The 24,014-nt window shown below is 70.1% G+C and carries 30 protein-coding genes; 19 read left to right on the forward strand and 11 right to left on the reverse strand.

Annotation, left to right across the window (positions count from 1 at the left end):
* Nucleotide 1: 1 nt before the first annotated feature.
* Nucleotides 2-1,174 carry a protein kinase domain-containing protein gene (locus ACWEN0_RS38590; protein WP_451984917.1) on the forward strand — a complete coding sequence of 391 codons (1,173 nt, stop codon included), beginning with the start codon at nucleotides 2-4 and terminating at the stop codon, nucleotides 1,172-1,174.
* 214 nt (nucleotides 1,175-1,388) lie between these two features.
* Here the strand turns inward: ACWEN0_RS38590 and ACWEN0_RS38595 are convergent, their stop codons facing one another.
* Entirely contained in the window at nucleotides 1,389-2,750 is a 1,362-nt protein-coding gene (locus tag ACWEN0_RS38595) for an NAD-dependent succinate-semialdehyde dehydrogenase (protein WP_451984919.1), read from the reverse strand.
* Between the two features lie 112 nt (nucleotides 2,751-2,862).
* Between ACWEN0_RS38595 and ACWEN0_RS38600 the strand changes: the two genes are divergently transcribed.
* Entirely contained in the window at nucleotides 2,863-3,297 is a 435-nt protein-coding gene (locus tag ACWEN0_RS38600; RefSeq protein WP_451984921.1) for a hypothetical protein, read from the forward strand.
* Entirely contained in the window at nucleotides 3,294-3,728 is a 435-nt protein-coding gene (locus tag ACWEN0_RS38605; protein WP_451984923.1) for a hypothetical protein, read from the forward strand. Before ACWEN0_RS38600 ends, ACWEN0_RS38605 begins: the two co-directional genes overlap by 4 nt.
* Here the strand turns inward: ACWEN0_RS38605 and ACWEN0_RS38610 are convergent.
* On the reverse strand, nucleotides 3,683-4,108 hold the full coding sequence (locus ACWEN0_RS38610; RefSeq protein WP_451984925.1) for a L,D-transpeptidase: 426 nt from the start codon (nucleotides 4,106-4,108) through the stop codon (nucleotides 3,683-3,685). The two genes, ACWEN0_RS38605 and ACWEN0_RS38610, sit on opposite strands and share 46 nt — an antisense overlap.
* A gap of 84 nt (nucleotides 4,109-4,192) precedes the next feature.
* Nucleotides 4,193-5,113 carry a hypothetical protein gene (locus ACWEN0_RS38615; protein WP_451984927.1) on the reverse strand — a complete coding sequence of 307 codons (921 nt, stop codon included), beginning with the start codon at nucleotides 5,111-5,113 and terminating at the stop codon, nucleotides 4,193-4,195.
* A 238-nt stretch (nucleotides 5,114-5,351) separates the two neighbouring features.
* Between ACWEN0_RS38615 and ACWEN0_RS38620 the strand changes: the two genes are divergently transcribed.
* Nucleotides 5,352-5,654 (forward strand): hypothetical protein, encoded by a 303-nt coding sequence (locus tag ACWEN0_RS38620; RefSeq protein ID WP_451984929.1) that lies wholly within the window; start codon nucleotides 5,352-5,354, stop codon nucleotides 5,652-5,654.
* 45 nt (nucleotides 5,655-5,699) lie between these two features.
* Here the strand turns inward: ACWEN0_RS38620 and ACWEN0_RS38625 are convergent, their stop codons facing one another.
* Nucleotides 5,700-6,083 carry an STAS domain-containing protein gene (locus ACWEN0_RS38625; RefSeq protein WP_451984931.1) on the reverse strand — a complete coding sequence of 128 codons (384 nt, stop codon included), beginning with the start codon at nucleotides 6,081-6,083 and terminating at the stop codon, nucleotides 5,700-5,702.
* A gap of 120 nt (nucleotides 6,084-6,203) precedes the next feature.
* Nucleotides 6,204-6,887, reverse strand: coding sequence for a TetR/AcrR family transcriptional regulator (locus tag ACWEN0_RS38630; RefSeq protein ID WP_451984933.1), 684 nt, complete (start codon nucleotides 6,885-6,887; stop codon nucleotides 6,204-6,206).
* A 116-nt stretch (nucleotides 6,888-7,003) separates the two neighbouring features.
* Here ACWEN0_RS38630 and ACWEN0_RS38635 point away from each other — a divergent pair, with 116 nt between their 5' ends.
* The 6 genes from ACWEN0_RS38635 to ACWEN0_RS38660 all read left to right on the forward strand — a co-directional run bounded on the left by ACWEN0_RS38635 (nucleotide 7,004) and on the right by ACWEN0_RS38660 (nucleotide 12,845).
* Nucleotides 7,004-7,210 carry a 4-oxalocrotonate tautomerase family protein gene (locus ACWEN0_RS38635; protein WP_284742587.1) on the forward strand — a complete coding sequence of 69 codons (207 nt, stop codon included), beginning with the start codon at nucleotides 7,004-7,006 and terminating at the stop codon, nucleotides 7,208-7,210.
* A gap of 91 nt (nucleotides 7,211-7,301) precedes the next feature.
* Nucleotides 7,302-7,817 carry a peptide-methionine (S)-S-oxide reductase MsrA gene (gene msrA, locus ACWEN0_RS38640; RefSeq protein WP_451984935.1) on the forward strand — a complete coding sequence of 172 codons (516 nt, stop codon included), beginning with the start codon at nucleotides 7,302-7,304 and terminating at the stop codon, nucleotides 7,815-7,817.
* Between the two features lie 319 nt (nucleotides 7,818-8,136).
* Nucleotides 8,137-10,422: a M4 family metallopeptidase gene (locus ACWEN0_RS38645; RefSeq protein ID WP_451984937.1), complete on the forward strand. Its 2,286-nt coding sequence runs from the start codon at nucleotides 8,137-8,139 to the stop codon at nucleotides 10,420-10,422.
* Nucleotides 10,423-10,497: 75 nt separating this feature from the next.
* The gene (locus ACWEN0_RS38650; protein WP_451984939.1) at nucleotides 10,498-11,013 is read left to right on the forward strand and encodes an OsmC family protein; all 516 of its coding nucleotides are present in this window, start codon (nucleotides 10,498-10,500) and stop codon (nucleotides 11,011-11,013) included.
* A 63-nt stretch (nucleotides 11,014-11,076) separates the two neighbouring features.
* Nucleotides 11,077-12,045 carry an ATP-binding cassette domain-containing protein gene (locus ACWEN0_RS38655; protein ID WP_451984941.1) on the forward strand — a complete coding sequence of 323 codons (969 nt, stop codon included), beginning with the start codon at nucleotides 11,077-11,079 and terminating at the stop codon, nucleotides 12,043-12,045.
* Nucleotides 12,042-12,845 carry an ABC transporter permease gene (locus ACWEN0_RS38660; RefSeq protein WP_451984943.1) on the forward strand — a complete coding sequence of 268 codons (804 nt, stop codon included), beginning with the start codon at nucleotides 12,042-12,044 and terminating at the stop codon, nucleotides 12,843-12,845. Before ACWEN0_RS38655 ends, ACWEN0_RS38660 begins: the two co-directional genes overlap by 4 nt.
* Before the next feature lie 20 nt (nucleotides 12,846-12,865).
* Here the strand turns inward: ACWEN0_RS38660 and ACWEN0_RS38665 are convergent, their stop codons facing one another.
* Together ACWEN0_RS38665 and ACWEN0_RS38670 are read right to left on the reverse strand one after the other, a co-directional pair.
* Nucleotides 12,866-13,288, reverse strand: a complete 423-nt coding sequence (locus ACWEN0_RS38665; protein WP_451984945.1) for a nitroreductase/quinone reductase family protein — start codon at nucleotides 13,286-13,288, stop codon at nucleotides 12,866-12,868.
* Entirely contained in the window at nucleotides 13,285-13,824 is a 540-nt protein-coding gene (locus tag ACWEN0_RS38670) for a DUF6069 family protein (protein WP_451984947.1), read from the reverse strand. The genes ACWEN0_RS38665 and ACWEN0_RS38670 overlap by 4 nt, the downstream gene beginning before the upstream one ends.
* A gap of 104 nt (nucleotides 13,825-13,928) precedes the next feature.
* Between ACWEN0_RS38670 and ACWEN0_RS38675 the strand changes: the two genes are divergently transcribed.
* From ACWEN0_RS38675 to ACWEN0_RS38700, 6 genes are all read left to right on the forward strand, one after another.
* Complete coding sequence (locus ACWEN0_RS38675) at nucleotides 13,929-14,888, forward strand: SDR family NAD(P)-dependent oxidoreductase (RefSeq protein WP_451984949.1); 960 nt, start codon at nucleotides 13,929-13,931, stop codon at nucleotides 14,886-14,888.
* Between the two features lie 80 nt (nucleotides 14,889-14,968).
* Nucleotides 14,969-16,297, forward strand: a complete 1,329-nt coding sequence (locus ACWEN0_RS38680) for a protein kinase domain-containing protein (RefSeq protein WP_451984951.1) — start codon at nucleotides 14,969-14,971, stop codon at nucleotides 16,295-16,297.
* A gap of 194 nt (nucleotides 16,298-16,491) precedes the next feature.
* Nucleotides 16,492-16,803: a hypothetical protein gene (locus ACWEN0_RS38685; RefSeq protein ID WP_451984953.1), complete on the forward strand. Its 312-nt coding sequence runs from the start codon at nucleotides 16,492-16,494 to the stop codon at nucleotides 16,801-16,803.
* A gap of 134 nt (nucleotides 16,804-16,937) precedes the next feature.
* Nucleotides 16,938-18,068 (forward strand): C1 family peptidase, encoded by a 1,131-nt coding sequence (locus ACWEN0_RS38690; RefSeq protein ID WP_451984955.1) that lies wholly within the window; start codon nucleotides 16,938-16,940, stop codon nucleotides 18,066-18,068.
* 10 nt (nucleotides 18,069-18,078) lie between these two features.
* Complete coding sequence (locus ACWEN0_RS38695) at nucleotides 18,079-18,495, forward strand: hypothetical protein (protein ID WP_451984957.1); 417 nt, start codon at nucleotides 18,079-18,081, stop codon at nucleotides 18,493-18,495.
* Nucleotides 18,492-18,800, forward strand: coding sequence for a protease inhibitor I42 family protein (locus tag ACWEN0_RS38700; protein WP_451984959.1), 309 nt, complete (start codon nucleotides 18,492-18,494; stop codon nucleotides 18,798-18,800). Before ACWEN0_RS38695 ends, ACWEN0_RS38700 begins: the two co-directional genes overlap by 4 nt.
* On the opposite strand, the gene ACWEN0_RS38705 is transcribed toward ACWEN0_RS38700, so the two are convergent.
* A complete protein-coding gene (locus ACWEN0_RS38705) occupies nucleotides 18,797-19,120 on the reverse strand; it encodes an STAS domain-containing protein (protein ID WP_451984961.1) in 324 nt (107 codons plus the stop codon). The two genes, ACWEN0_RS38700 and ACWEN0_RS38705, sit on opposite strands and share 4 nt — an antisense overlap.
* Before the next feature lie 88 nt (nucleotides 19,121-19,208).
* On the opposite strand from ACWEN0_RS38705, the gene ACWEN0_RS38710 reads away from it, so the two are divergent.
* Both ACWEN0_RS38710 and ACWEN0_RS38715 read left to right on the forward strand, forming a co-directional pair.
* The gene (locus tag ACWEN0_RS38710; RefSeq protein ID WP_451984963.1) at nucleotides 19,209-20,684 is read left to right on the forward strand and encodes an aldehyde dehydrogenase; all 1,476 of its coding nucleotides are present in this window, start codon (nucleotides 19,209-19,211) and stop codon (nucleotides 20,682-20,684) included.
* Nucleotides 20,685-20,789: 105 nt separating this feature from the next.
* Nucleotides 20,790-21,977: a glycosyltransferase gene (locus ACWEN0_RS38715; protein WP_451984965.1), complete on the forward strand. Its 1,188-nt coding sequence runs from the start codon at nucleotides 20,790-20,792 to the stop codon at nucleotides 21,975-21,977.
* A gap of 230 nt (nucleotides 21,978-22,207) precedes the next feature.
* Here ACWEN0_RS38715 and ACWEN0_RS38720 read toward each other — a convergent pair whose 3' ends face one another.
* Together ACWEN0_RS38720 and ACWEN0_RS38725 are read right to left on the reverse strand one after the other, a co-directional pair.
* Nucleotides 22,208-22,738, reverse strand: a complete 531-nt coding sequence (locus tag ACWEN0_RS38720) for a hypothetical protein (protein ID WP_451984967.1) — start codon at nucleotides 22,736-22,738, stop codon at nucleotides 22,208-22,210.
* Nucleotides 22,735-22,878: a hypothetical protein gene (locus tag ACWEN0_RS38725; protein WP_451984969.1), complete on the reverse strand. Its 144-nt coding sequence runs from the start codon at nucleotides 22,876-22,878 to the stop codon at nucleotides 22,735-22,737. The genes ACWEN0_RS38720 and ACWEN0_RS38725 overlap by 4 nt, the downstream gene beginning before the upstream one ends.
* Before the next feature lie 100 nt (nucleotides 22,879-22,978).
* Between ACWEN0_RS38725 and ACWEN0_RS38730 the strand changes: the two genes are divergently transcribed.
* Entirely contained in the window at nucleotides 22,979-23,824 is an 846-nt protein-coding gene (locus ACWEN0_RS38730; RefSeq protein ID WP_451984971.1) for a hypothetical protein, read from the forward strand.
* Nucleotides 23,825-23,827: 3 nt separating this feature from the next.
* Here ACWEN0_RS38730 and ACWEN0_RS38735 read toward each other — a convergent pair whose 3' ends face one another.
* Complete coding sequence (locus ACWEN0_RS38735) at nucleotides 23,828-24,010, reverse strand: ferredoxin (protein ID WP_451984973.1); 183 nt, start codon at nucleotides 24,008-24,010, stop codon at nucleotides 23,828-23,830.
* Nucleotides 24,011-24,014: the final 4 nt, after the last annotated feature.

Here is a 24,014-nt window from a genome sequence, read left to right on the forward strand (position 1 = left end):
CTTGACCAAGGGCTACGTGAAGTGGTGGAACGACGAGAAGGGTTTCGGTTTCGTCACCGCGGACGACGGTACTGACATGTTCGCCCACTACAGCGAGATCGAAGGAGATGGTTACCAAACGCTCAAAGAGAACGAACGCGTCGAATTCGACGTCGGACAAGGACAGCGAGGTCCGCAAGCACAAAGAATTCGCAGAACCAATACAGATGATTCAAAAAAGAAAGTCGTCGAGCCGAAGCCCCAACCGTGGCCCCGACCGACAACCCAGAGTGGTGCGCAAAACATTGTTGCCCCGCCGAGCCCAAGTGCTCGAGTCAGCCCAGGTAAGCAGTCACACGTTGAGCACCCGGTCGTCGAGCGCGGCTTTGCTCTTCGCGACGGGGATCCACAACAAGTCGGCCCCTACTCCCTCCTTCGCCACCTCGGCGAGGGCGCAATGGGCACCGTCTACCTTGCCGCCAGACCCGGAGGAGGCGTAGCCGCCCTGAAGGTCGTCCGGTCAGAGTTCGCGCAAGATGAAACCTTGAGCAGACGCTTCATAAAGGAAGTGGAAACCGCACGCCGAGTACAAGCGTTCTGCACAGCAACCGTACTCGACGCCGGCATCGACAGCGGTCGACCGTATCTTGTCACCGAGTTCATCGATGGACCAACCCTCGAAGAGCAGGTGCGACGCGAGGGTGCCCTCTCGCCAGGCGATGTCCACAACCTCGCAGTACAGATGGCGGCCGCACTGGTCGCTATCCACGAAGTAGAAGTGATCCACCGTGATTTGAAGCCATCTAATGTCATTCTTTCTAAGTATGGGCCGAAAGTAATCGACTTCGGCATCTCACATTCACTAGATTCAACGACTGCAATAACGCAGAATATGGTTCGCCTAGGAACGCCTGCCTACATGTCGCCCGAACACATCGAAAGCGGGACTGCCCAGCTAGCATCTGATGTATTTTCCTGGGGAGGCGTGATAATATTTGCCGCAACAGGAAAAGAGCCATTTGGGCAGGGAAACCCGCTTTCGATTATGTTTCAAATCATGGAGAGAGATCCCAAGCTCGACGGGGTGCCCGAACACCTGAAAAACATCGTTAGCGACGCGATGCACAAGAACCCGCATCGGAGACCTGCCGCTTCCGAACTTCTCGCACGCCTGGCTTCCTTGAGGGCTAAGTAGAAGCCCTTGTGGCGCTGCATAGTAAGATAAAAGGTACTGCTCAAGGAGGTCCCGTGTACCTCCCGGATCTTTACCCACCTCGTCCCGTCGAGCCACAGCGGGCCCGGGCAGCGACCAACCGAGTGTTCAAGCCCCGCCGGCCGCAGCAGTCGGCCCAGGATTCCGAGACGGCCTGACGACGGCCTGGCGGGGCCAAAAGCAATAAAACAGCAGGTCAGAGGCGTATAGGTTTCTTGTTCATGAACTCCTCGATGCCCAGTGGCCCCAATTCGCGCCCGATGCCGGATCGCTTGATGCCGCCGAACGGCAGGTCCGCTTCCGAGCCGCCCGATTTGTTGAGGTAGACCATTCCCGCCTCGATGGCGCGGGCCACCCGCACCGCGCGGGCGCGGTCCGTGCCGAACACGCTCGCGCCCAGGCCGAACGGGGTGTCGTTCGCCAGGGCTATGGCTTCCTCCTCCGTGTCCGCGCGGAACACCAGGACCACCGGGCCGAAGATTTCCTCTTGGTACGCCGCCATTTCCGGCGTGACGTCGGTGAGCACCGTGGCCTCCAGGTACGCGCCCGGGCCGGGGACGCGCCGGCCGCCCGCCCGGAGGGTTGCGCCTTCGCGGATCGCCGTCTCGACCTGGGCCGCCACTTCGTCCGCTGCCGCGATCGACGCCAGTGGTGGGAGCGTCGTCGCCGGGTCGGCCGGGTCGCCCGGCACGTAGTACTCCGTCACCCGCTTGGCCAGCCGGTCGACGAACTCGTCGTACAGCTCGCCCAAAACGATCATCCGCTTCGGTGCGTTGCACGACTGGCCGCAGTTGCGCATCCGGGCCGTCGCCGTGACCTTGACCGTCTCGTCCAGGTCGTCGGTGTCCAGGACGATCAGCGGGTCGGATCCGCCGAGCTCGAGGACGCACTTCTTCAGGTTCCGCCCGGCCTCCGCCGCCACCGAGATGCCCGCCTGCTCGCTGCCCGTGAGCGACACCCCGACCAGGCGCGGGTCGGCGAGCATCCACGGCACCTGACGGCTCGAGGCGAACACGTTCACGTAGGCGTCCGAAGGCACGCCGGCGTCGCGCAGCACCTGTTCGATCGCCGCCGCCGAACGCGGGCAGATCGACGCGTGCTTGAGCAGGATCGTGTTGCCCAGCACCAGGTTCGGCGCGACGAACCGGGCGACCTGGTAGCACGGGAAGTTCCACGGCATGACGCCGAGCAGCGCCCCGATCGGCTCCTTCGTCAGCACGGCCTCGCCGCCGCGGATCGGGAGCGGCTCGTCGGCCAGCAGCTCCGGGCCGCGTTCGCCGTAGTACCGGAAGATGTCGACGACGACGCCGACCTCGCCGCGGCCCTCGTTGATCCGCTTCCCCATTTCCAGCGTCATGATCGCGGCCAGCTCGTCGGCGCGGTCGGCGAACAGCTCCGCCGCGCGCAGGACGACGGCCGCCCGCTCGGCGACCGGCCGGGCCCGCCAGGCCGCGAACCCGCCGTGGACGCGGTCGATCGCGGCGCGGACCTCCTCGTCGGTCGCGTTGGGGATCTCTTCCACCAGGTCCCCGGTCGCGGGGTTGGTGACTGAGTACATGGCGGCCTCCTCAGCCCGGCGGTAGCCTACTGCATACTGTATACACCATGAGATCAGTGATCGACACCCGCGCGGCGGTACCCGTCCCGCCGTGATCGACTATCGTTCCCCCATGACGCTGGAGATCACCGGCGGATCTTCTTTCTCCGACCTGGCAACGGAAAACTGGGCCCGTCACTACGCCGGTGGCGAGGTCACCTTCGGCTGCCCCGCGCGCACGTCCGAGCGCGCGCCACGGGTCTGGGGCGGGCGCGGACTCGGCCTGCCGGAGCCCGATCTGCCGGCGTTCGCCGGGCAGCTCAAGCGCGTCATGAAGCACGAGGTGTACTGGCTCGCGCGAGCCGACTGCGCCGATCGCCGCGCGGGCGACGCCGCGCGCTGGTCGCCCGGGCGCTTCGACGACGAAGACGGCTTCGTCTACTTCACGGGACCGTGCACCCACGGCGACCCGTGGCCCGGCTACCGGCCGACGCGCGAGTTCACGATCGCGCTCCCCCACGTCCGCGGGTTGCGGATCCGGGTGGCCGCGTACCTGGCCGCGCGGTGAACGTCGCGCGGGCGGGCGCCGTCGCCGCCGTCGTGAGCGGGCTCCCCTCGACCGCCCACGCCCTGGTCACCGGCCGCGACGTCCTCGCCGCGACCCGCGCGGCGGGCACCCTGCTGCCCGGCCGGCGCGACCGGCCCGGCGTCGCCGCCGGACTGGTCGCGCACGCCCTCGTCTCGGCCGCCTGGACCGGTGTCCTCGCGGCCACCGGCTGCCGGGGCGTCCTGAAGGGCGCGGTGGCCGGGCTCGCGATCGCGGCGCTGGACCTCGGCATCGCGAGCCGGGCCTACCCGGCGGTGCGGGCGTTGCCCCGCACGCCCCAGGTGCTCGACCACCTGGTCTTCGGCGCCGTCACCGGCGCCCTGCTCGACCGTCCACACCGGACGGATCAGGGCACGACCTGGACGACGTCACCCGGGTGCAGCGCGTTGTAGAACGTCACCGCGGCCGCGTGCGAAAGGTGCACGCACCCGTGCGACTTGACCTTCAGGCTGCCCTGGTGGAACGCGACCCCGGTGGTTGTGAAGAACACCGAGTACGGCATCGGCCCGTTGTACTGCTTGCTGTAGTGGTCGATGTCCTTGTATTGCACGTGGAACGTCCCGAGCGGGGTCGGGTACTTCGGCAGCCCGACAGTGACCGGGACGCCCCCGTAGGTGACGTTCCCGGTGCCGTCCGTCAGCCACGCGGTGTTCGAACTGCGCTGGACGCAGGCCTTCGCTTCGGCGCTGCACGGCGTGGCCGCCGCTTCGGCCGTTCCCGCGAACGCCACGGTCCCCGACAGCGCGGCGACCCCGCCCAGTAGTGCGATCATCCTCCGGAACATCGTGTGCCTCCCGTCGTCGTTCGGCTACACGGTGTAGGGTGCCCCGTTTTCCGATCTTCGAACCGCCGAAGATCAGTTCTGGGGCTGCGACAGCCGGAGGAACTCGTTCTGCTCGCGGTCGTAACGCTGGGTCAGCCCGTTGCCGTAGCGGTCCCACCAGTTCGCCGTGTGCCCGCCCTGGCGCGTAGTCGTGTCGCCGTAGATCTGGCGGTCGTACTCGATGCGGGCGTCGTGGAACTCCTGCTGGAACTGCTCGGGCGTCAGGCCCTGCGCGTGCTGGACCGCCGCGTCGCTGATCGTGCCGGAGCTGCGGACGATGTCGTCGCCCGCCATGTGGTTGAGGATCGCGCGGACCCCGCCGGCGCCGCGCATGTGGGCGCCGGACATGATCGCGGCCTGCGTGCCGGGGTCGGTGAAGTTGAGCGCACCGGCCGTGCGCGCGTTCGCCGTCATCAGGTCGGAGACGACGGCGCGTTCCTCGGCGCTGCCCTGCCCGTACTGCTCGCGGGCGGCGATGATCCGGTCGTAGCCGTTGTGCATGTTCTGCCGGAAGCCGTAGGCCTCGGGCACGCCGCCCTGCTCCCCCGTCGCGCCTTCGGACCGCATGATCGAGTCGACGACGCGCGGGTCGAGCTGCGGCGACGCCGCCGCGGCCGCCGCCCCACCACCGCCTTGGGCGGCCCCGTTCTGCCCGCCGCCGTAGGCCTGGGCGACGTCGGAATCGGCCGCGTTGTAGCCGTTCGCGGCCGTCTGGACGTTCTGGTTCACGTTCGTGATGAGACTGAGGAACTTCTGGAGCGCGCTGCCCAGCGTCGAGTGCAACGCCGAGTTCGCGGCGGCGACCCCGCTGCCGATCCCGGCGAACGACAACGCGTCGAGCACCAGGCCTTCCAGGTCGCGGGTCGTGGACACGAAGGACGATCCGACCTCCTCGACCGCCTTGACGACCGTCCCCATCTCCGTGGTTTCGGCGTGGTAGGCCCCGGCACTCATGTCTGCTCCCTCCGGACACCGGCTGTGCGCGTCGAGAATTCCCCACCGCGCCCCGCCGCCCCACGGCCGAATTACCCACTGGCGGTTTCCCACCTGTCGTTCATTTTGAGTTCACCTCGACGCAGCTGGACCGCGGTCCGGTCCACGCCCTCGTCGAACGGGCCGTCCGCGAGTCGCTGACCGGGGCGCCGCTTCGGCGCTAAGGTCGGAAGGGCCGAGCGGCGGCGAGGAGGCGACGATGAGCAAACCCGAGGACCCGGACATCGTGGACGGCGAGATCGTCGACGAGACCCCCACGGCCGCGATCGCGATCCCCTCGCCGCCCCTGCCGGACCCGGACTACAGCGAGGGCGGCGTACCCAGCTTCGACTTCGTCCGGGACAAGATCGAAAACCGCTACCACACGTCGGTCGGGTCGGTCGAGGTGGCCGGTCTCGGGACCGACCACACCGCGGAGACCCTGGACAAGAAGATCGCCGACCGCGACCAGGCGGCCAAGGACCGGCTGGCCGAGATCCGCCGGTCGATGCGCGGCGAATAGCACCCGGCGCAGGGCCCGCGCCGGGGTCGTGTCGTGGACGGGCCGTCAGCCCGGCAGCCAGCGCATTTCCACCGGCTGGTACGCGGCGATCGCCGAGAGCCGGTTCGGGAACACCGGGACCCGGTCGACGAGCCCGGTCAGCCGGACCACCCGGGCCGCCACCGTCCCGGGCGTGGCGATCAGGCACCCGGCTATCCCGCGCTCCCGGCAGCTTTCCAGCGCCTCGAGCAGGCCACGGGCCCCGCGCGCCGACAAGAACTCCAGTGACGTCAGGTCGAGCACCAGCAGGTGCGGCTCCGGAAGCTCGCAGATCGCGGCTTCGATGAGCGTTGTCCACCGAAGCACGGTGGCTATGTCCAGTTCGCCGCGGATTTCGACGACCAGCACCCCGCTGGTCCGTTCCGTGACGGCCTGTTCCTGGTCGCGCATCGCGCGCCTCCCCGGGGCCGGATCGGGGCGGCCCCGACGCCATCGTCCCACCCCCGCCGGAACCCGGCCGCGCAGGCGGCGAAGAGGAAGCGAACGGACCAACGGCCGCCGCCGTCCGGCTCAGTGTCCACTGTGGAGGCTCAGTCTCGCCAGCCACTCCTGCAACAACGTCGCCTCCGCCGCCGTCAGCATGCCCGGCGGCGCCTCGCGCAGCCGCGCGGCGAGGGTCGTGGCCGTCGCCTCGACACCACCCGGCCCGGCCGGCTCGTCGGCGAGGACTCCGGCCAGCACGCTCTCCCGGACCCGCGTCGAAAACCCGCGGTCGGAGTACAGCTCGGGACGCGTGATCATCGACAGCGCGACGCCGGCGTTGGCCGCCATCACCATCTGCGCGGCGAGCGGCGGCGGCAGCTTGAGCCGCCCGGCGGCCGCGCATCGCTCGAGGACCGCGAGCAGCAGGCTGTGCGCCTCGGCCGCGGCGCCCGGCGGCGTCGACAGGCCCGAGTACATCAGGCGGTAGTGGTTAGGGTTGTCGAGCGCGAACGCGACGTGGTTGTCCCAGCCGTCGCGCAGGTCGCGCACCGGGTCGTCGGACGGCTTCGCGGCCCGCTTGCCGGCGAGGTACTTCTCGAACCCGCGGTCGACGACGGCGGCGAGCAGCCCCTCCTTGTCGCCGAACTGCCGGTAGAGCGCGGGCGCGCCGACACCGGCCGCCTCACAGACCGCCCGCGTGGAGAAGTCGGCTTCGGCGGAGCGGGACAGCAGGTCGGCCGCCGCCTCCAGGATCCGCGTTCTCAAGTCCACGGCACCGACGCTAGCAGGCGTTATCGTTGATATCAATCCAAGGGTAGCGCCGATGCCAACCTCGTGTTAGCGTCGATTACGTCAATCCGACAACATCGATACCCGAAGGACGTCCCATGCCGTTCGCCAACTTCAAGGTCCCCGCCGGCACCCTCACCCCGGAGCAGAAGGAGCAGCTCGTGACCCGCACCACCGACCTGTACGCCGAGATCTACGGCGACCGTGCCCGCGCGAACACGATGGTGCTCGTCGAGGAGGTCGCCGACGGCGGCTGGGGCATCGGCGGCGACGTGCTCACCCTCGCGAAGCTCCAGGCCGGGTGACGTCAGGCTTCCGTAATCCCCGCGTGGAATCATCGGCTGAGCACCGAAGTTGTACAGGTGGCAGCACCACACGAGGAGAAGGAGTGACGCCGTGACCACGTCAACCGAAAGGGCCGTCCTGGCCGGCGGCTGCTTCTGGGGCATGCAGGAGCTGTTCCGCCGTCAGCCCGGGGTGATCTCGACCCGGGTCGGTTACAGCGGCGGCGACGTCCCGAACGCCACCTACCGCAACCACGGCACGCACGCCGAGGCCATCGAGGTGGTCTACGACCCCGCGAAGACGACGTTCCGGGACCTGCTCGAGTTCTTCTTCCAGGTGCACGACCCGACAACGAAGAACCGTCAGGGCAACGACATCGGCATGAGCTACCGCTCCGCGATCTTCTTCGAGAACGACGACCAGAAGAAGGTCGCCGAGGACACGATCGCCGACGTCGACGCGTCCGGGTTGTGGCCCGGCAAGGTCGTCACCGAAGTCAGCCCGGTGGGCGACTTCTGGGAAGCCGAGCCGGAGCACCAGGACTACCTGCAGCGCATTCCGAACGGGTACACCTGCCACTTCGTGCGCCCGGGCTGGAAGCTCCCGAAGCGCGAGAAGACCGCCTGACACAGCCGTACCACCAAAGGCCCCTTCGCCGATTCCCGGCGAAGGGGCCTTCGTCGGTTCGGACGCGGGAAAGATCACCCGAACAGCGGTGATCCCCGTTCGGTCCTGAGTGGACGATCAGCAAGAGAAATCCCAATAGGGTCGAATGTCCTTTTTGGGAGTTATTGCTTCCGGTAGATAAGACCGTACGTTAGTCGCTTGTTCACGAAGCTCCGGCACCGGATTCTGATTTCCGTTCCACCGCTTCACCTCGCGTCCCCTTGATCCGGCCCGGCCTCGAACCCGGGTCTGGTCCACCCTGCCCGGAGGAGATTCCTCGATGGATCTGAGACGTCCTGTCGTCTTGGCAGCAACCGGCGTGCTCGTCGGTGCGCTGTGCATCACCGGCACCGCACAGGCACAACCCACCCCGAACGCCACCCCGAACGCCGCGCCGAGCGCGGTGGCCCAGGCCGCCACCGCGGCCGCCGGCCTGGTGGCGAGCAGGCCGGCCGCGCTGCACGCCAGCGCGGACGACGTTTTCCTGGCCCAGAAAGCGATTTCCGCCACCAACGGGCTGCAGTACATCCCGTACGAGCGCAGCTACAAGGGCCTGCCGGTGGTCGGTGGCGACTTCGTCGTCGCGACCAACTCGACGGGCCAGGTGCTCGGCACCTCGGTCGCGCAGGACCAGACCATCAACCTCGCCACCACCGGCGCCAAGGTGACGAAGGCCGCGGCCGAAGCCACCGCGCGCAAGCAGCTGTCCGCCGTGGACAGCGTCAGCCCGGCCGAGCAGGTCGTCTTCGCCCTCGGCTCGCCGACGCTGGCGTGGAAGAGCACCGTCGTCGGCCGCGACGCCGAAGGCCCGAGCCGCCTCGACGTCATCGTCGACGCCGCCACCGGGAAGGTGCTCCACACGCAGGAGCACGTCCTGCACGGTGACGGCACCTCCGCCTGGAACGGCCCGAACCCGGTGCACCTCGACACCACGCACTCGGGCTCGACGTACTCGCTGAAGGACCCGACGATCACCAACACGTCCTGCCAGGACGCGGCCAACAACACCACCTTCAGCAAGACGACCGACAGCTGGGGCAACGGCAACGCGACCAGCCGCGAGACCGGCTGCGTCGACGCGCTGTTCGCCGCCCAGACCGAGAACAAGATGCTCTCGCAGTGGCTGGGCCGCAACAGCTTCGACGGCAACGGCGGCGGCTGGCCGATCCGCGTCGGCCTGGCCGACGAGAACGCCTACTACGACGGCACCCAGGTCCAGATCGGGCACAACTCGCAGAACCAGTGGATCGGCTCGATCGACGTCGTCGCGCACGAGCACGGCCACGGCATCGACGACCACACCCCGGGCGGCATCTCCGGCAACGGCACCCAGGAGTTCGTCGCGGACGTCTTCGGCGCTTCGACCGAGTGGTTCGCGAACGAGCCGGCGCCGTACGACGTGCCGGACTTCCTCGTCGGCGAGCAGATCAACCTCGTCGGCTCGGGCCCGATCCGCAACATGTACAACCCGTCGGCGCTGGGTGACAAGAACTGCTACGACAGCTCGATCCCGAGCACCGAGGTGCACGCCGCGGCCGGGCCCGGCAACCACTGGTTCTACCTGCTGGCCGAAGGCACCAACCCGACCAACGGGCAGCCGACCAGCTCCACCTGCAACAGCTCGTCGATCACCGGCCTCGGTGTCCAGAACGCGGTGAAGATCTTCTACAACGCGATGCTGCTCAAGACCAGCGGCGCGTCGTACCTGAAGTACCGCACCTGGACGCTGACCGCGGCGAAGAACCTGTTCCCGGGCAGCTGCACCGAGTTCAACACCGTCAAGGCGGCGTGGGACGCGATCTCCGTCCCGGCGCAGTCGGGTGACCCGACGTGCTCGGCGACCGGCACGGTCACCGTGTCCAACCCGGGCAACCAGTCGACCGTGACCGGCGCTTCGGTCAACCTGCCGCTGTCGGCTTCCGGCGGCACCGCGCCGTACACCTGGTCGGCCACCGGCCTCCCGGCCGGCCTGTCCATCAACGCCTCCACCGGCACGATCTCGGGCACCGCGACCACCGCGGGCAGCTCGAACGTCACGGTGACGGCGAAGGACGCGGCCAACAAGACCGGCACGGCGTCGTTCACGTGGACCGTCGGCACCACCGGCGGCTGCTCCGGCCAGAAGATCGTCAACGGCGGCTTCGAATCGGGCGCGGCGAACTGGACCGGCGACACCGGCACCATCGGCCAGTGGGCTTCGTCGGGTGAGGCCGCGCACGGCGGCACCTACTCCGCCTACCTCGACGGCTACGGCTCGACCCACACCGAGGCCGTCGCCCAGTCGGTGAGCATCCCGGCGGGCTGCCACGCCAGCCTGACGTTCTACCTGCACATCGACACCGCGGAAACGACCACCACCACCGCCTACGACAAGCTGACCGTCACCAACGGCAGCGCGACGCTGGGCAGCTACTCCAACCTGAACAAGGCGTCCGGGTACGCGCTCAAGACGATCGACGTCTCGTCGGCCGCCGGCGGCACCCTCGCGCTGAAGTTCAGCGGCACCGAAGACAGCTCGCTGCAGACCTCGTTCGTCATCGACGACGTGGCCGTCACCCTGAGCTGAAGCTGAACCGCTGAAGCGGGGAGGCCGGGCGACCGGTCTCCCCGCTTCTTCGCGTCCGGGGGCACAATCGGGCCCATGGACACTGAAGAGCTGCGCGCGGCCCAGGCCCCGCTGAAGGACAAGTACCGGGAGCAGCCGGAAAGCGCGCTCGTGACGCTGCACGCCGACGCCGAACTCGACGGCCTCGGCATCTCCTGCAAGGTCGAGACGGGCCGCGCGGTCGTGGAAGCCGGCCTGCACCCGGCGACCGGCGGCGACGGCACCCTCGCCTGCTCCGGCGACATGCTGCTCGAAGCGCTCGTCGCGTGCGCCGGGGTGACGCTGCGGGCGGTCGCGACGTCGCTGGAGCTCGAAGTCCGCGGCGGGCGCGTCCGCGCCGAGGGCGACCTCGACTTCCGCGGCACCCTGGCCGTCGCGAAGGACGCCCCGGTGGGCTTCCGCGCGATCCGGCTGTCGTTCGAGCTGGACACCGACGCGTCCGAAGACCAGCTCGCCACGCTGAAGAAGCTGACCGAGCGCTACTGCGTCGTGTTCCAGTCCCTGCGAACCCCGCCGGAGTTCGCGGTGACGCTCTCGGCGGCTCAGGGATAAACCCGGAGGACAAAGCGGACAGCGTGGCCTAGCTTGGCGGGTGTCAGCGAGAGGGGAATCGCCATGCCCGAACCGGACATCGCCGTCCAGGTGCGCGGACTCGTCAAGACCTACGGGTCGACGCGCGCGCTCGACGGCGTCGACCTCGACATCCCGGCCGGGCGGGTGCTCGGCCTGCTCGGCCCGAACGGCGCCGGCAAGACCACGACCGTCCGCATCCTGACCACGCTGCTGCGGCCCGACTCGGGCACGGCGCACGTGGCCGGGTACGACGTGCTCGCCGAGCCCGACCTGGTCCGGCAGCGGATCGGGCTCTCCGGCCAGTACGCGGCCGTCGACGAAAACCTCACCGGTTTCGAAAACCTCTACATGGTCGGGCGGCTCTACGGCCGGAAGAAGGCCGTGGCCCGGGCGCGCGCCCGCGAACTGCTCGCGCGGTTCGCGCTCGAGGAGGCCGCCGACCGGCCCGCGAAGGGGTACTCGGGCGGCATGCGCCGGCGGCTCGACCTGGCCGGCGCGCTGGTCGCCGAGCCGGTCGTCGTCGTCCTCGACGAGCCGACCACCGGCCTCGACCCGGGCGGGCGGCTCGACACCTGGGGCGTCATCAAGGAACTGGTCGCCGACGGCACGACGGTGCTGCTGACCACCCAGTACCTCGAAGAGGCCGACCAGCTCGCCGACTCGATCGTCGTCATCGACCACGGCAAGGTGATCGCGCGCGGCACGGCCGACGAGCTCAAGGCGCAGATCGGCGGCGAACGGCTCGAGCTGGTCGTCGCCTCCGCCGCGGACCTGCCGGCCACCCTGGCGGTGCTGAGCGAAGTCGGCGCGGGCGAGCCGGCCGGCGACGACCACACCCGGCGCGCCGAGATCCTCGTCGACACCGGGCCGAAAGCGCTCATCGAGGCGTTGCGGCGGCTGGACGCGCAGGGCATCGCCGTCCAGGACGTCGCCCTGCACCGGCCCACGCTCGACGACGTCTTCCTGTCCCTGACCGGCCACGGCGCCGAGGCCGAAGAGGTGGCGAAGTGAACGCGCTCGCGAAGGGCATCTCCGACGGCGGCGTCATCACCTGGCGCAACCTGATGAACGTCCGACGCAACCCGGACTGGCTGATGGCCGCGACGCTGCAGCCGATCATGTTCGTGCTGCTGTTCGCCTACGTCTTCGGCAACGCGATCGGCGGCGAGGCGGGCGGCGCGGCCTATCGCGAGTTCCTCATCGCCGGGATCTTCGCCCAGACGGTGGCGTTCAACTCGGCGTTCACCGTCATCGGGTTCGCCAACGACCTGCAGAAGGGCATCATCGACCGGTTCCGCTCCCTGCCGATGTCCCGGCTCGCGGTGGTCCTCGGCCGCACGACGTCCGACCTGGTCGTCAGCGTGGTGGCGCTGGTCGTGATGTCGGCCTGCGGCCTGATCGTCGGCTGGCGGATCCGCGGCAGCTTCTGGGACGCGCTGCTCGGCTACCTGGTCATGCTGATGTTCGCGTGGGCCCTGTCGTGGGTGGGCGCGCTGATCGGCCTGGCGGCGCGCAGCGTCGAGGTGGCGCAGAGCCTCGGGCTGATCTGGATGTTCCCGCTGAGCTTCATCTCGTCGGCGTTCGTCCCGACGCAGACCCTGCCGGGCTTCCTCAAGGCGATCGCGGACTGGAACCCGTTCACGGCGGTGATCAACGCGACCCGCGACCTGTTCGGCAACCGGTTCGGCGCACCGCCCTCGGGCTGGCCGGCGGAGCACGCGGCCCTGTACGCGCTCCTGTGCTGCGTCGCGATCATCGCGGTGTTCGCCCCGCTGGCCACGGCCCGCTACCGCCGGGTGGCGAGCAAGTAGTCCGAAGTGGACCGAGCGGGTCAGTCCTCTTCGGACAGCTCGACGATGGGGATGACCCGCTTGGCCTGCCGGGCCTTCGCCGCGTGGTCGGCCAGAAACGGGTACTGCTTCTCCAGCTCCGTCCACGTCCGCACGTAGTCCGCGCCCAGCAGCGGCAGGGCCTCCGCCTCGAACTCGCGGCCGTCCACCTCCACCGTCACCCGCGGGTCGTCGGCGAGGTTGAGGTACCAGTCCGGGTGCCGCGGCGCGCCGATGTTGGACGCCACCACCAGCAGGCGATCCCCGTCGCGGTGGAACATCATCGGGACCGTGCGCGGCTCGCCCGAGTGCCGGCCCGTCGTGGTGAGCAGCACCAGGCGGTCCCGGTGCATGCCCTCGACCTCACCGCCCGCCCGGAACTGCTCGATCACCCGGCGGTTCGTCTCCCGCACGTCCACGGTCACTGGTCGTAGTACCGGGTCGACGGGGGCTCCTGGTTCGACCACTGCCGGGTCGGCGGCGGGGGTTTCTGCTGGCTGCGGCGCCGGTGCAGGGTGCGGGCGCTCGCCGCCATGCTGTTGACCACCGTGGCGATCACAAGGCCGATCACGAGGTTGATGATCGCCGTCGCGATCTTCGCGCTCGGGGTGACCGTCAACGTCAGCGGCAGCACCACCGCGATCAACGTCACCAGCACCATGATCCAGCCGAAGAACTGGGCCGGCGCCGGCGTGGCGACGCTGAGCAGGTGCATCAGCCCGGTGGCGAGCAGGGCCACCGCGGCGGCGACCAGTGCGTACGTCGTGGTGCTCGCGTTCCCCCAGACGCCCTCGCCTTTTGGGGCCAGCACTTCGACCTCGAAGATGCCCCGGGCGATGAGCAGCCCGACCACGGCGAGCAGGGCCGCGACCACCGCCGTCGCCACGCCGCCCGCCCACAGCCGGCCCGCATCGATCCCCGGGCGGACGTCCTGGGGCTGGTTCCCGTAGTAGTCGGCCATCAGAGCCTTCCTAGGTCGGCTGCGCCTCTCGTCCCCGATTGTCCCCTCTTTCGGCCTCGTTCGCGATTTGCGCTGGAGCGCGCTCCAGCTCGTAGCGTCGGGGCATGACCACCGCACAGCACAAGATCGGTTCGGGTTTCGGCGCCACCACCACGGCGGCCGAAGCCGTCGCGGGCATCGACCTCACCGGCCGGCTCGCCGTCGTCACCGGCGGATACTCCGGGATCGGCCTCGAGACCACCCGCGCGCTCACCGGCGCCGGCGCGCACGTCGTCGTCCCGGCCCGCCGCCGCGAGACGGCCGAAGCGGCCCTCGAAGGCGTTGAAAACGTCGAGGTCGACGAGCTGGACCTGAGCGACCTCGAAAGCGTCCGCGCCTTCGCCGAGCGCTTCCTCGCCTCCGGGCGGCGCATCGACCTCCTCATCGCCAACGCCGGCGTCATGGCGTGCCCGGAGACCCGTGTCGGCCCGGGCTGGGAAGCCCAGTTCGCCACCAACCACCTCGGCCACTTCGCGCTGGTCAACCGCCTGTGGCCGGCCGTCGCCGACGGCGCGCGCGTCGTGTCCGTGTCGTCGCGCGGCCACCACAACTCGCCGATCCGCTGGGACGACGTCCAGTTCGAGCACGGCTACGACAAGTGGGTGGCCTACGGGCAGGCGAAGACGGCCAACGTGCTCTTCGCCGTCCGGCTCGACGAGCTGGGCGCCTCCCGCGGCGTCCACGCCTTCGCGCTGCACCCGGGCGGCATCATGACGCCGCTGCAGCGGCACCTGTCGCGCGCCGAAATGGTCGAGCGCGGCTGGATGGACGAGGCCGGGACGATGCTCATGGAGTTCAAGACGCCGGAGCAGGGCGCGGCGACGACCGTCTGGGCCGCGACGTCCCCGCAGCTCGCCGGGCTGGGCGGGCTGTACCTCGAAGACTGCGACGTCGCCGAGCTGTCCCCCGAGGACGCCGAGGGCCTGGCCGCCTCGGGCGTCCGCCGGTACGCCGTGGACCGCGAGCAGGCCGCGCGCCTGTGGACGCTCTCGGCCGAGCTGACCGGAGTGGACGCCTCAGTATGATCTTCTGAGGTTTGCCGTTCACTGGATCGGGGTACATCGCGGCCGTGGCTGACGAAGCCGGCAAAACGGGGAGCGCGCCGATGAGCGACGCGGACGAGGTCACGTGTGCGCGCTTCGCTCTCGGCGAGTTCGCCGTCGAGCCGCGACCCCTCGCCGACGAGCGCCCGCCCGGCCTGCTGGCCGAGCGCTACGAGGTCGGCCGGCTGGTGGGCAGCGGCGGCACGGCCCGCGTCTACCGGGCGTACGACCTGCGGCTGAACCGCGAGGTCGCGGTCAAGATCTACGACCGCGACGCGGTGGCGCTCGACCAGCGCCGACGGCTGCGCGAGATGAGCATCCAGGGCAGCATCACCCACCCGGGCGTCGTGGCGCTGCTCGACAGCGGCACCGAGCACGGCCGGACGTACCTGGTGATGCAGCTCGTCGAGGGCGAGAACCTGGCGGAGCGGCTGCTCACCGGGCCGCTGCCGCCGGGCGAGGTGATCGAGCTGGCGGGCGGGCTCGCGGAGGCGCTGGCCCACGTCCACGCGCGCCGGATAGTCCACCGCGACCTCAAGCCGGCCAACGTGTTCCTGTCCGCGACCGGCCCCCTGATCGGCGACTTCGGCATCGCCCACGCCCTGGACACAACGCACATCACGGGCACTGGCGTGGTCCCGGGCACGGCGGCGTACCTGGCACCGGAGCAGGTCAGCGGCGAGCCGGCGAGCCCGTCGGCGGACGTCTACGCGCTGGGTTTGATCCTCCTGGAGTGCGTGACGGGCCACCGCGAGTACCCGGGCACCATGGTCGAGGCGGCCATGGCCCGCCTGACGAGAGCACCCCGCATCCCGGACGGCCTCCCACCGTCGTTGGCGCACACGCTGCGCCGGATGACACGCCGTGAGCCGGCCGACCGTCCGACGGCCCTGGAGGTGCGCCAGCTCCTGCACACCCCGGTCCCGACCCTGCCCTGGGCCGCCGGCCCCTTCGCCCCCACCGGCGACTCCAGTCCCACCGACACCGCGGCGCACGCCCCCCACCGAGCCGGTCCGCGCCGCCGGATTCTCGCCGCGGTCGGCCTGTCCAGCTCCGGCGATCCAGCCCACCGCCGCCGGTTCACCGCGGCCGCCGGACTGACCGCCGCGGCCGTTGCCGCCGTTTCCGCGATGCTGCTCGCCGCGCAGGAACCGGGGACCAGCACTCCGGCCCAGCCGCCCGCGCCGAACTCCCCCGTGGCGACCGCCACCCCCTCCTCGTCCGCGCCGGACAGCACCACGTCCCAGCCCGCCGCCAACGAGACCGCCGACCTCGAGCCCGCCGCCGTGACCCACCAAAGCCGGCCCGCCCCGCAGCCGCCGGCGAAGCCCGCCAACCCCAACCGGACCCGGAACCACGGCAAGGGGAAGGGTCCCGGCCACGACTCGTGAGGGCCCTCCGGCCGGCGGATCCGGGCCCAACGGCCCTAGTGCCGGAAACCGATTCGGAATAGACCATAAGCCGTTCGGAATGGATTTCCCGAATTCGGACTCGAAGCAATAACGAGCGGTAACCGAACCGTACCCGGCGCCGACACAACTCACGTGCCGGGAATCCCCGGTTCGACGACTTCCCGGAGGTCTTGATGAGTGTCCACGCTGCCCTCGCGCGGCCGGTTTTCGGAACACCCCGCGGGCGGCACGCCAAGCCGCGCCCGGTGTGGCCGCGCGTCGCCGTCAGGACGCTCTTCCTCCTGTGCGCGTTGATCTCCACCTTCGCCGTGGTCGGCGCCGGCTGGCCGCCGGTGCTGCTCGTCGTGCCCGCCGCCGCGCTCCTCCTGCTCGTCGCGGGCGCCCTCGAACTGCGGACCGCGGCCCGGAAGATCGACACGATCTTCGCCGAAGAACTGTCACCGGAAATGCCTGCCGAAAACGGCGTCGGCGTCGAGATCTCTTGACTCGCAGATCGTTTTCACGCGCCACAAAACTGCTCTCCGGCAAAGGGATGACACCTCTGGTGACCTCGCCCGGCCCTGGCGTACAACGGGTCGGGCACAGCGCCGTGTGAGACGTCCGAGATTGGGGAGCAGTCATGGCCGACCCCGGTACCCCCGCTTCACCGGTCGCACTCGACCGGGTCCGCACCGAACTGGCCGCACAAGGCCACCCGTGGATCATGGGGGAGAACTCCATGACCATTCTCGAAGAAGACCAGCGGCGGCACCGCCTCGGCGTGCCGCTGCCGCCGGAGAACGACCGGCAGGAGCTCGAGTCGCAGGCGAAGTCCCTCGCCGCCGGCGAGGCCGCCCGCGCCGCCGCCGTCGCCGGGGCCGGGGCCCCAGCGCAGTTCGACAGCCGCGCCGCGGGCGGCGCCAACTACGTCACGCCGGTGAAGGACCAGGGCGACTGCGGCTCGTGCGTCGCCTTCGGCACGGTGGCCACGATGGAGACGGTCGCCGCGTTCACCCGCGGTCAGCCGGGCCTGCAGCTCGACCTCTCCGAAGCCCACCTGTTCTACACCCACGGCCTGAACGACAACGCGAACTGCGACACCGGCTGGATGCCCGACCGGGCGCTCAAGGCGTGCCACGACGTCGGCATCACCTACGAGGACTACTTCCCGTACAGCCCCCGCAACCGCTCCGGTGCCAAGCTGAACGCCGACTGGCCGAACCGGCTCGCGACCTCGCCGTCCTACGGCGCGCTGACCGGCAACCCGGCGGCGATGAAGGAGCAGCTCGCCGCCCGCGGCGCCCTGATCGCGTGCTTCCTCGTCTACCAGGACTTCTTCTCCTACCGGTCCGGCGTGTACCGCCACGTCACCGGCGGTCTGGCCGGCGGGCACTGCGTGTCGCTCGTGGGCTACGACGACTCCCAGGGCTGCTGGATCGCGAAGAACAGCTGGAGCACCGGCTGGGGCGACAGCGGCTTCTTCCGGATCGCGTACGGCGAGTGCGGCATCGAGACCTGGCAGGTCGAGCAGATCGGCACGGTGAACCTGCGCTCGTGGACCGGCTCGACGTCGGTGCTCGGCCTGTGGAGCAACGACCAGGACCGCAACACCTGGGCGTACCTGAAGGACCTCGGCTGGCTGCACCTCGCCTCGGACGACGAGGTCGTCGCCAAGGCGATGCTGACCGAGCTCGTCGTCGCCAAGCAGGGTGGCCGTCCGGTCAACGCGTTCAACAACAACGGCACGATCATCGAGACCTACGTCTTCTAGGAGCCGCGAGATGGCCGCATCGAAGAGCCCGTCCAGCTCGCCCGCGGCGGTGGCGCCCGCCGCCAGCCCGGACAACGCGCCCCAGCCGCTGACCCTCGACCAGCTCAATGCCACGACCACGACGACCGTGACCACCGAGGCCGCCGCCGAACCGGTGCTGAGCCCGCCGGGCGCACCGCAGGTCGCCGCCCAGGCCACGGCCGCCGCGGCCTGGCAGTCGAACAAGAAGGTGCTCGCGCTCTGGACGAACAACTCCGACCGCAACGGCTACGCCTACGTCGACGGCATCGGCTGGAAGCGGTTCGCGACGAACAGCGACAGCGTGCACGAAGCCCTGCTGGCCCTTGCTTCGTCGGGCCGGCTGGCGGGTTCCATCACCTACCCCGAGGCCACCGACGGCCTGATCCACGAGATCTACCTCTGGTGAAGGTGCTCACGCTCGAAGCCGACGGCGCGGCGGCCTCCGTCGCGCCCGGCGAGCGGCTGGAGCTGCGGTTGCCCGAGAACGCGAGCACCGGCTACCAGTGGGTGCTGGACGAGCCGGGGCCGCCGCTGCGGGTGGTCGAGGAGACCCTCCACCCGGCCGCGGGCCGGGCCGGCGGCACCGGCGAGCACCGGTTCGTCCTCCACGCGGACCGCCCCGGTGAAACGACGGTGGTGGCGCGGGAAGCCCGCGCGTGGGCACCGGACAGCGAGGTGCGCCGGTTCCGCTTGACCGTCCGGGTCGGCTAACCCGCGTCCTGCCACGGCTCGAAGCTCCGCAACAGCAGCTTGACCTGTGCCGGGTCCCGGATCTCGGCCTCGACGCCCCGGGGCATCGCGATGATCAGGTGGGTGTCGCGGGCGACGCAGCCCGCCGCCGTCGCGGCCAGCACCGCCGCGCCGCCGCCGTCCACCGCCGTGACCATCGTCAGGTCCACCACCACCCGGCGGACCCCGGCGGCGAACGCGACTTCGACCGCTCGGTGGTAGTCAGGGGCGAGGTCGCCGTCGAAGAGACCGTCGACGGACAGGATGATCTCGTCTTCCAGGAGAACGCTGCGAAGTGTCATCCTGACCTCCTGCCGACCGGGTGCACTGAAGTACCCGGACCGGTGCGGGCTGAAACCCAGCACAGCCGGACGTCGAGGAGGCCACGCCATGGCCGAGCAGCTCCGCTTCTCCCTGCTGATCAACGGAAAAGCCGTCGAGGCCCGCTCCGGGCGCACGTTCGGGTCGCAGAACCCGTACACCGGCGAGCCGTGGGCGGAGGTGCCCGACGGCGGCCCCGAGGACGTCGACGACGCGGTCGCGGCGGCCCGCGCGGCCCTCGACGGCGAATGGGGCGCGACCACCGGCTTCGCCCGCGCCGCCCTGCTGCGGCGGCTCGGCGACCTCATCGCCGCGAACGCCGAACGGCTCGCCCGGCTGGAGGTCAACGACTCCGGCAAGCTCTACCGCGAGATGATCGGCCAGCTCACCGGGCTCGGCGGCTGGTACCACTACTTCGCGGGCCTGGCCGACAAGATCGAGGGCCGCCAGATCCCGGCGCCGAACCCGGACTACCTCGTCTACACCCGCCGCGAGCCGGTCGGCGTCGTCGCCGCCATCACGCCGTGGAACTCGCCGCTGCTGCTGCTCACCTGGAAGCTCGCGCCCGCCCTCGCCGCCGGGTGCACGGTCGTGGTGAAGCCGTCCGAGCACTCCCCCGTTTCGACGCTGGGGCTCGCCGAGCTGATCACCGAAGCGGGGTTCCCGCCCGGCGTCGTCAACGTCGTCACCGGGCTCTCCCGCGAGACGGGCGCGGCGCTGGCCGGGCACCCGGGCGTCGACAAGGTCGCGTTCACCGGGTCGACCGCCACCGGCCGAGCGGTCGCGACGGCGGCCGCCGCGAACCTGAACAAGGTGACGCTGGAGCTCGGCGGCAAGTCACCGCAGGTGGTGTTCCCCGACGCGGACCTCGCCGCGGCCGCCAACGGCGTCATCGCCGGCGTGTTCGCCGCCACCGGCCAGACGTGCATGGCCGGATCGCGGCTGATCGTGCACGCCGACGTCCACGACGAGCTGGTCCGGCTCGTCGCCGAGCGCGCCGGGGCGATCCGGCTCGGCGACCCGAACGAGCCCGGCACCGAGATGGGCCCGGTCGCGAACGCGCCGCAGTACGAGAAGGTGCTGCACTACCTGGAAACCGCGAAAGCCGAAGGCGCGACGGTCGTCTGCGGCGGTTCGGCGGACCCGGCGCTCGGCGGCCTGTTCGTGCGGCCGACCGTGCTGACCGGCGTGACGCCCGCGTCGACGGTCGTGCGTGAGGAGGTCTTCGGGCCGGTGCTGGCCGCGCTGACGTTCACCGAAGAGGACGAAGCGATCAAGCTGGCCAATGACACGCCGTACGGCCTCGCCGGTGCCGTGTGGACGAAGGACGTCCACCGCGCCCACCGCGTCGCGGCGCGGCTCAAGGCCGGGACGGTGTGGGTCAACGCCTACCGCGTCGTCGCGCCCTCGGTGCCGTTCGGCGGGGTGAAGAACTCCGGCCTCGGCCGCGAGAACGGCGTCCACGCGATCGACGAGTACCTGGTCGACAAGGCGGTGTGGGTCGAACTCTCCGGCGGTACGCGGGATCCGTTCACCTTGGGCTGATTCCCTCTCCCCACTCAAAGATATAGCGGAGACCGGGGCTTGCGGCAAGGCCCCGGCGGGGGTCCATCATTCGGGCTCACCATTTTCTGCGGAGGGGAATCTTTCATGCGTGTGCTGCTGTCCACGATCGGCTCGCGGGGCGAGGTGCAGCCGGTGCTGGCGCTGGCCTCGGAGCTGAGAGCACTCGGGCAGGACGTCCGCCTGTGCGTGCCGCCGGACTTCCGGTCCTGGCTGGACGAACTGGGTTTCGACGTGGTGCCCATCGGTCCCGAGCTGCGCGGAACCGCTTCGGCGCACCGCGGCAAGCCGACACCCGAACAGATCCGCGCGGCCGCCGAAGGCACCGTCACGACCCAGTTCGAGACGATCGCGGTGGCCGCCGAGGGCTGCGACGTCCTGGTCGCCGCCGGCGCCCTGCAGTTCGCCACCCGCTCGATCGCCGAGCGCCTGGGTGCCGCGTATGTCTACGCGAGTTTCTGCCCGATCACCTTGCCGTCCGATCGCCACGCGCCACCGCCGATGCCCTGGCGGTCGCCCGGAAAGGCGGAAAACCATGCCCTTTGGGACGAAGACGCGCAGCGCTGGAACACGATGTTCGGCGGGCGCGTCAACGAACACCGCCAGGCGGCGGGTCAGGCAGCGGTCGACGACCTGCCGGGCCACGTCTTCACGGACCGGCCGTGGCTCGCGGCCGACCCGGCTTTGGCGCCGTGGCCGGACGACTCCCAGGTCGTCCAGACGGGTGCCTGGATCTGGCCTGACGAACGTCCTCTGCCCGTCGAACTGCTGAAGTTCCTCGACGCCGGTGAGCCGCCGGTGTACTTCGGGTTCGGCAGCATGCGCGCGCCTGCCGAGGTCGCCACCGCGGCGCTCGAGGCTGCTCGGGCCCACGGGCGTCGGGCCATCATTGCCCGGGGGTGGGCTGATCTTGTCGCTGTGGACGCTTCCGATTGCCTTGGTGTCGGCGAGGTGAACCAGCAGGCCTTGTTCAAGCGGGTGGCTGCTGTCGTCCATCACGGGGGTGCTGGGACGACTACCTGTGCTGCGCGGGCTGGTGCTACTCAGGTTGTCGTTCCTCAGATGTACGATCAGTTTTACTTTGGGGAGCGGGTTTCTTCGCTTGGTCTCGGTGCTGCTGCCGAGCCTACTGCTTCTTCGTTGACTGCCGCTCTTGATGGTGCCCTGCGGCCTTCTGTTGCTGCTCGGGCGCGTGAGTTTGCTCGGGTTGTTCGGTTTGATGGTGCCAGTGTTGCTGCTCGTCAGCTTCTCGCTACCGTTCCTTTGTCCGCCTAGAGTTTTACTGATGCGGCTTCGCCGTGGCGTGGGAGATCGGCGCTTCGTTTACTTGCCTTGCGTTGTGCTCGTTTGCGCCGATTCCCCACGCAGCGAGCGTCGTTCATTTCATCGAGTCCGCCACTGGACCAACGGCGGCCCCACTCCTCGGCTCCCGACACACGGATCGCGCTGCCGCAACGCGTCCGCCGCGCTGCTGCCGACAGCCGGCCCGTCACCGCCGGAGGCGCTTAGCGGTTCGCCGGCCAGTACGTCAGGCGGCCGTCGGCGGGCAGCAAGTACCCTTCCCAGCGCTCCTCCGGCACCACGCCGCCCAGTTCGGCCGACAGCACCGGGTCCAGTTCGAAGCCGATCACGCCCAGGCTGAACCCGGCCTCGACGAACACCTCCTCCGCCACCCCGGCCAGCCACGTGTCCAGTTCCGTGCGCCACGCCAGCGATCCCGGCCCGCCCGACGGGCCGAACGGGAAACCACCGACCCGGCGGTCGAGACGGGCGAGCGCACCCAACGGGAGGTAGAACGTCGTCAGCGTCGAGCCGTCGTCGAGGCCCGTGACGAAGCCGCCGCACACCGCCGGGCCGCCGAACGGCGGCTGGACGGTGCCGCGAAGGTGACCGAACTCCTCCGTGGCCCCGCGCGCGCCGGTCGCGCGCCACACCGCGGCCAGGGCCGGCTCGTCGGCTTCCAAGGACAGTTCGTAGAAACCGCCCGCCCAGTTGTCCGGATCGGCGACCGCCGCGGGGTCACGCCGCGCCCTCAAGCGGACACCGCCGCGCAGCGAAGCGGCACGATCGTCTCGACGTCATCCCGCACCCGCGGCGAACTGCCGCCCGCCAGGAAAACCTCGCTCGCCGCGGCGTCGGGTCCGCGGTAGCCGGGGAGCCCGTCGAGAAGGTCCATACGCCGCAGGTTAACGGCTCCCCCACGACCCGTTTTACCTGCGCGTTGTCACACGGCAGCCCGCAACGGCGACTCACCCGGCAGCAAGGAGGTGGTCACCATGAACCCCGCGCTGGTCGGCGGCTTGGCGACGGCCGTGGTCTCCCTCGCCGGCATCTGGATCGGCCGGCTCACCACGCGGCAGGCGGACCGCCGGCTGCACCAGGAACACCTCGAAGAGCTGGCCCGGCTGAAGCTCGACGCGGCCATGCGCGCGGGAGAACTGTTCACCGCCAAGGAAAACGTCCCCGCCCACCCCGCCGCGATCGCGTCCGGGCTGCTCGCCCTCACCCGGCTCGACCACGCCGAGCTCGCGGTCGCCCTCCTGGTCAACCTCTGGTCGGACTCGGACGATTCGCGGGTCGCCGACGAAACGGCGGTTCTCGTCATCGACGCCGCGCTGACCTCCACCGGCAACGCGCAGCTGGTCGCCGCCGAACTGCTGTGCCGCAACGCGCACCGGCTGAACTCCTGCCAGTCGCTGCACTGGCCGAGCACCATCGACGGCGGCTGGAACCACGACTTCGGCCCCAAGACCAAGCTGTTGCTGATCGACGCCCTCGTCCAGCTGACGCTCGCGCACTCCAGCTGCGAAGACGCGCTGCGGGCCGTCGCGGTCCGCCTCCACGGGATCTGGCTCGGCGACGAAGACCCCCGCCTCCGGGGCTGCGTCGGCAGGCTGATCGGCGCGGTCGTCCCAGCCCTCAAGCGGCTCGACTACACGGACTTCATGCAGGGCAAGAAGACGGTACAGCTCAGCGAGCTCGAAACCGCGGCCGCCGGCGGGACCAAGAACCCGGACGGCTACCTCGACCGCCTGGTCGACGACCGCTGCAAGAAGCTGTACGCGTGGGCCATGGCGTGCGAGCAGCCCCATCCGGCCGCCTGCCTCGCCACCGCCGTCTGACGCTCAGTCCTTCCGCAGCCGCAGCGCCAGCGCCGGGCAAGCGGCCGCCGCCCGGCGCGCTTCGGTCACCAGCTCCGGCGGCACCGGCCCCGCAGCCACCACCGGATAACCCCACTCGTCGAGCCGCACGGCCTCGGGCAGCAGGTCGGCGCACAACCCGTGCGCGCGGCATCCGATCCGATCCACCGAC

The sequence above is a fragment of the Amycolatopsis sp. NPDC004378 genome (genome assembly GCF_053602455.1).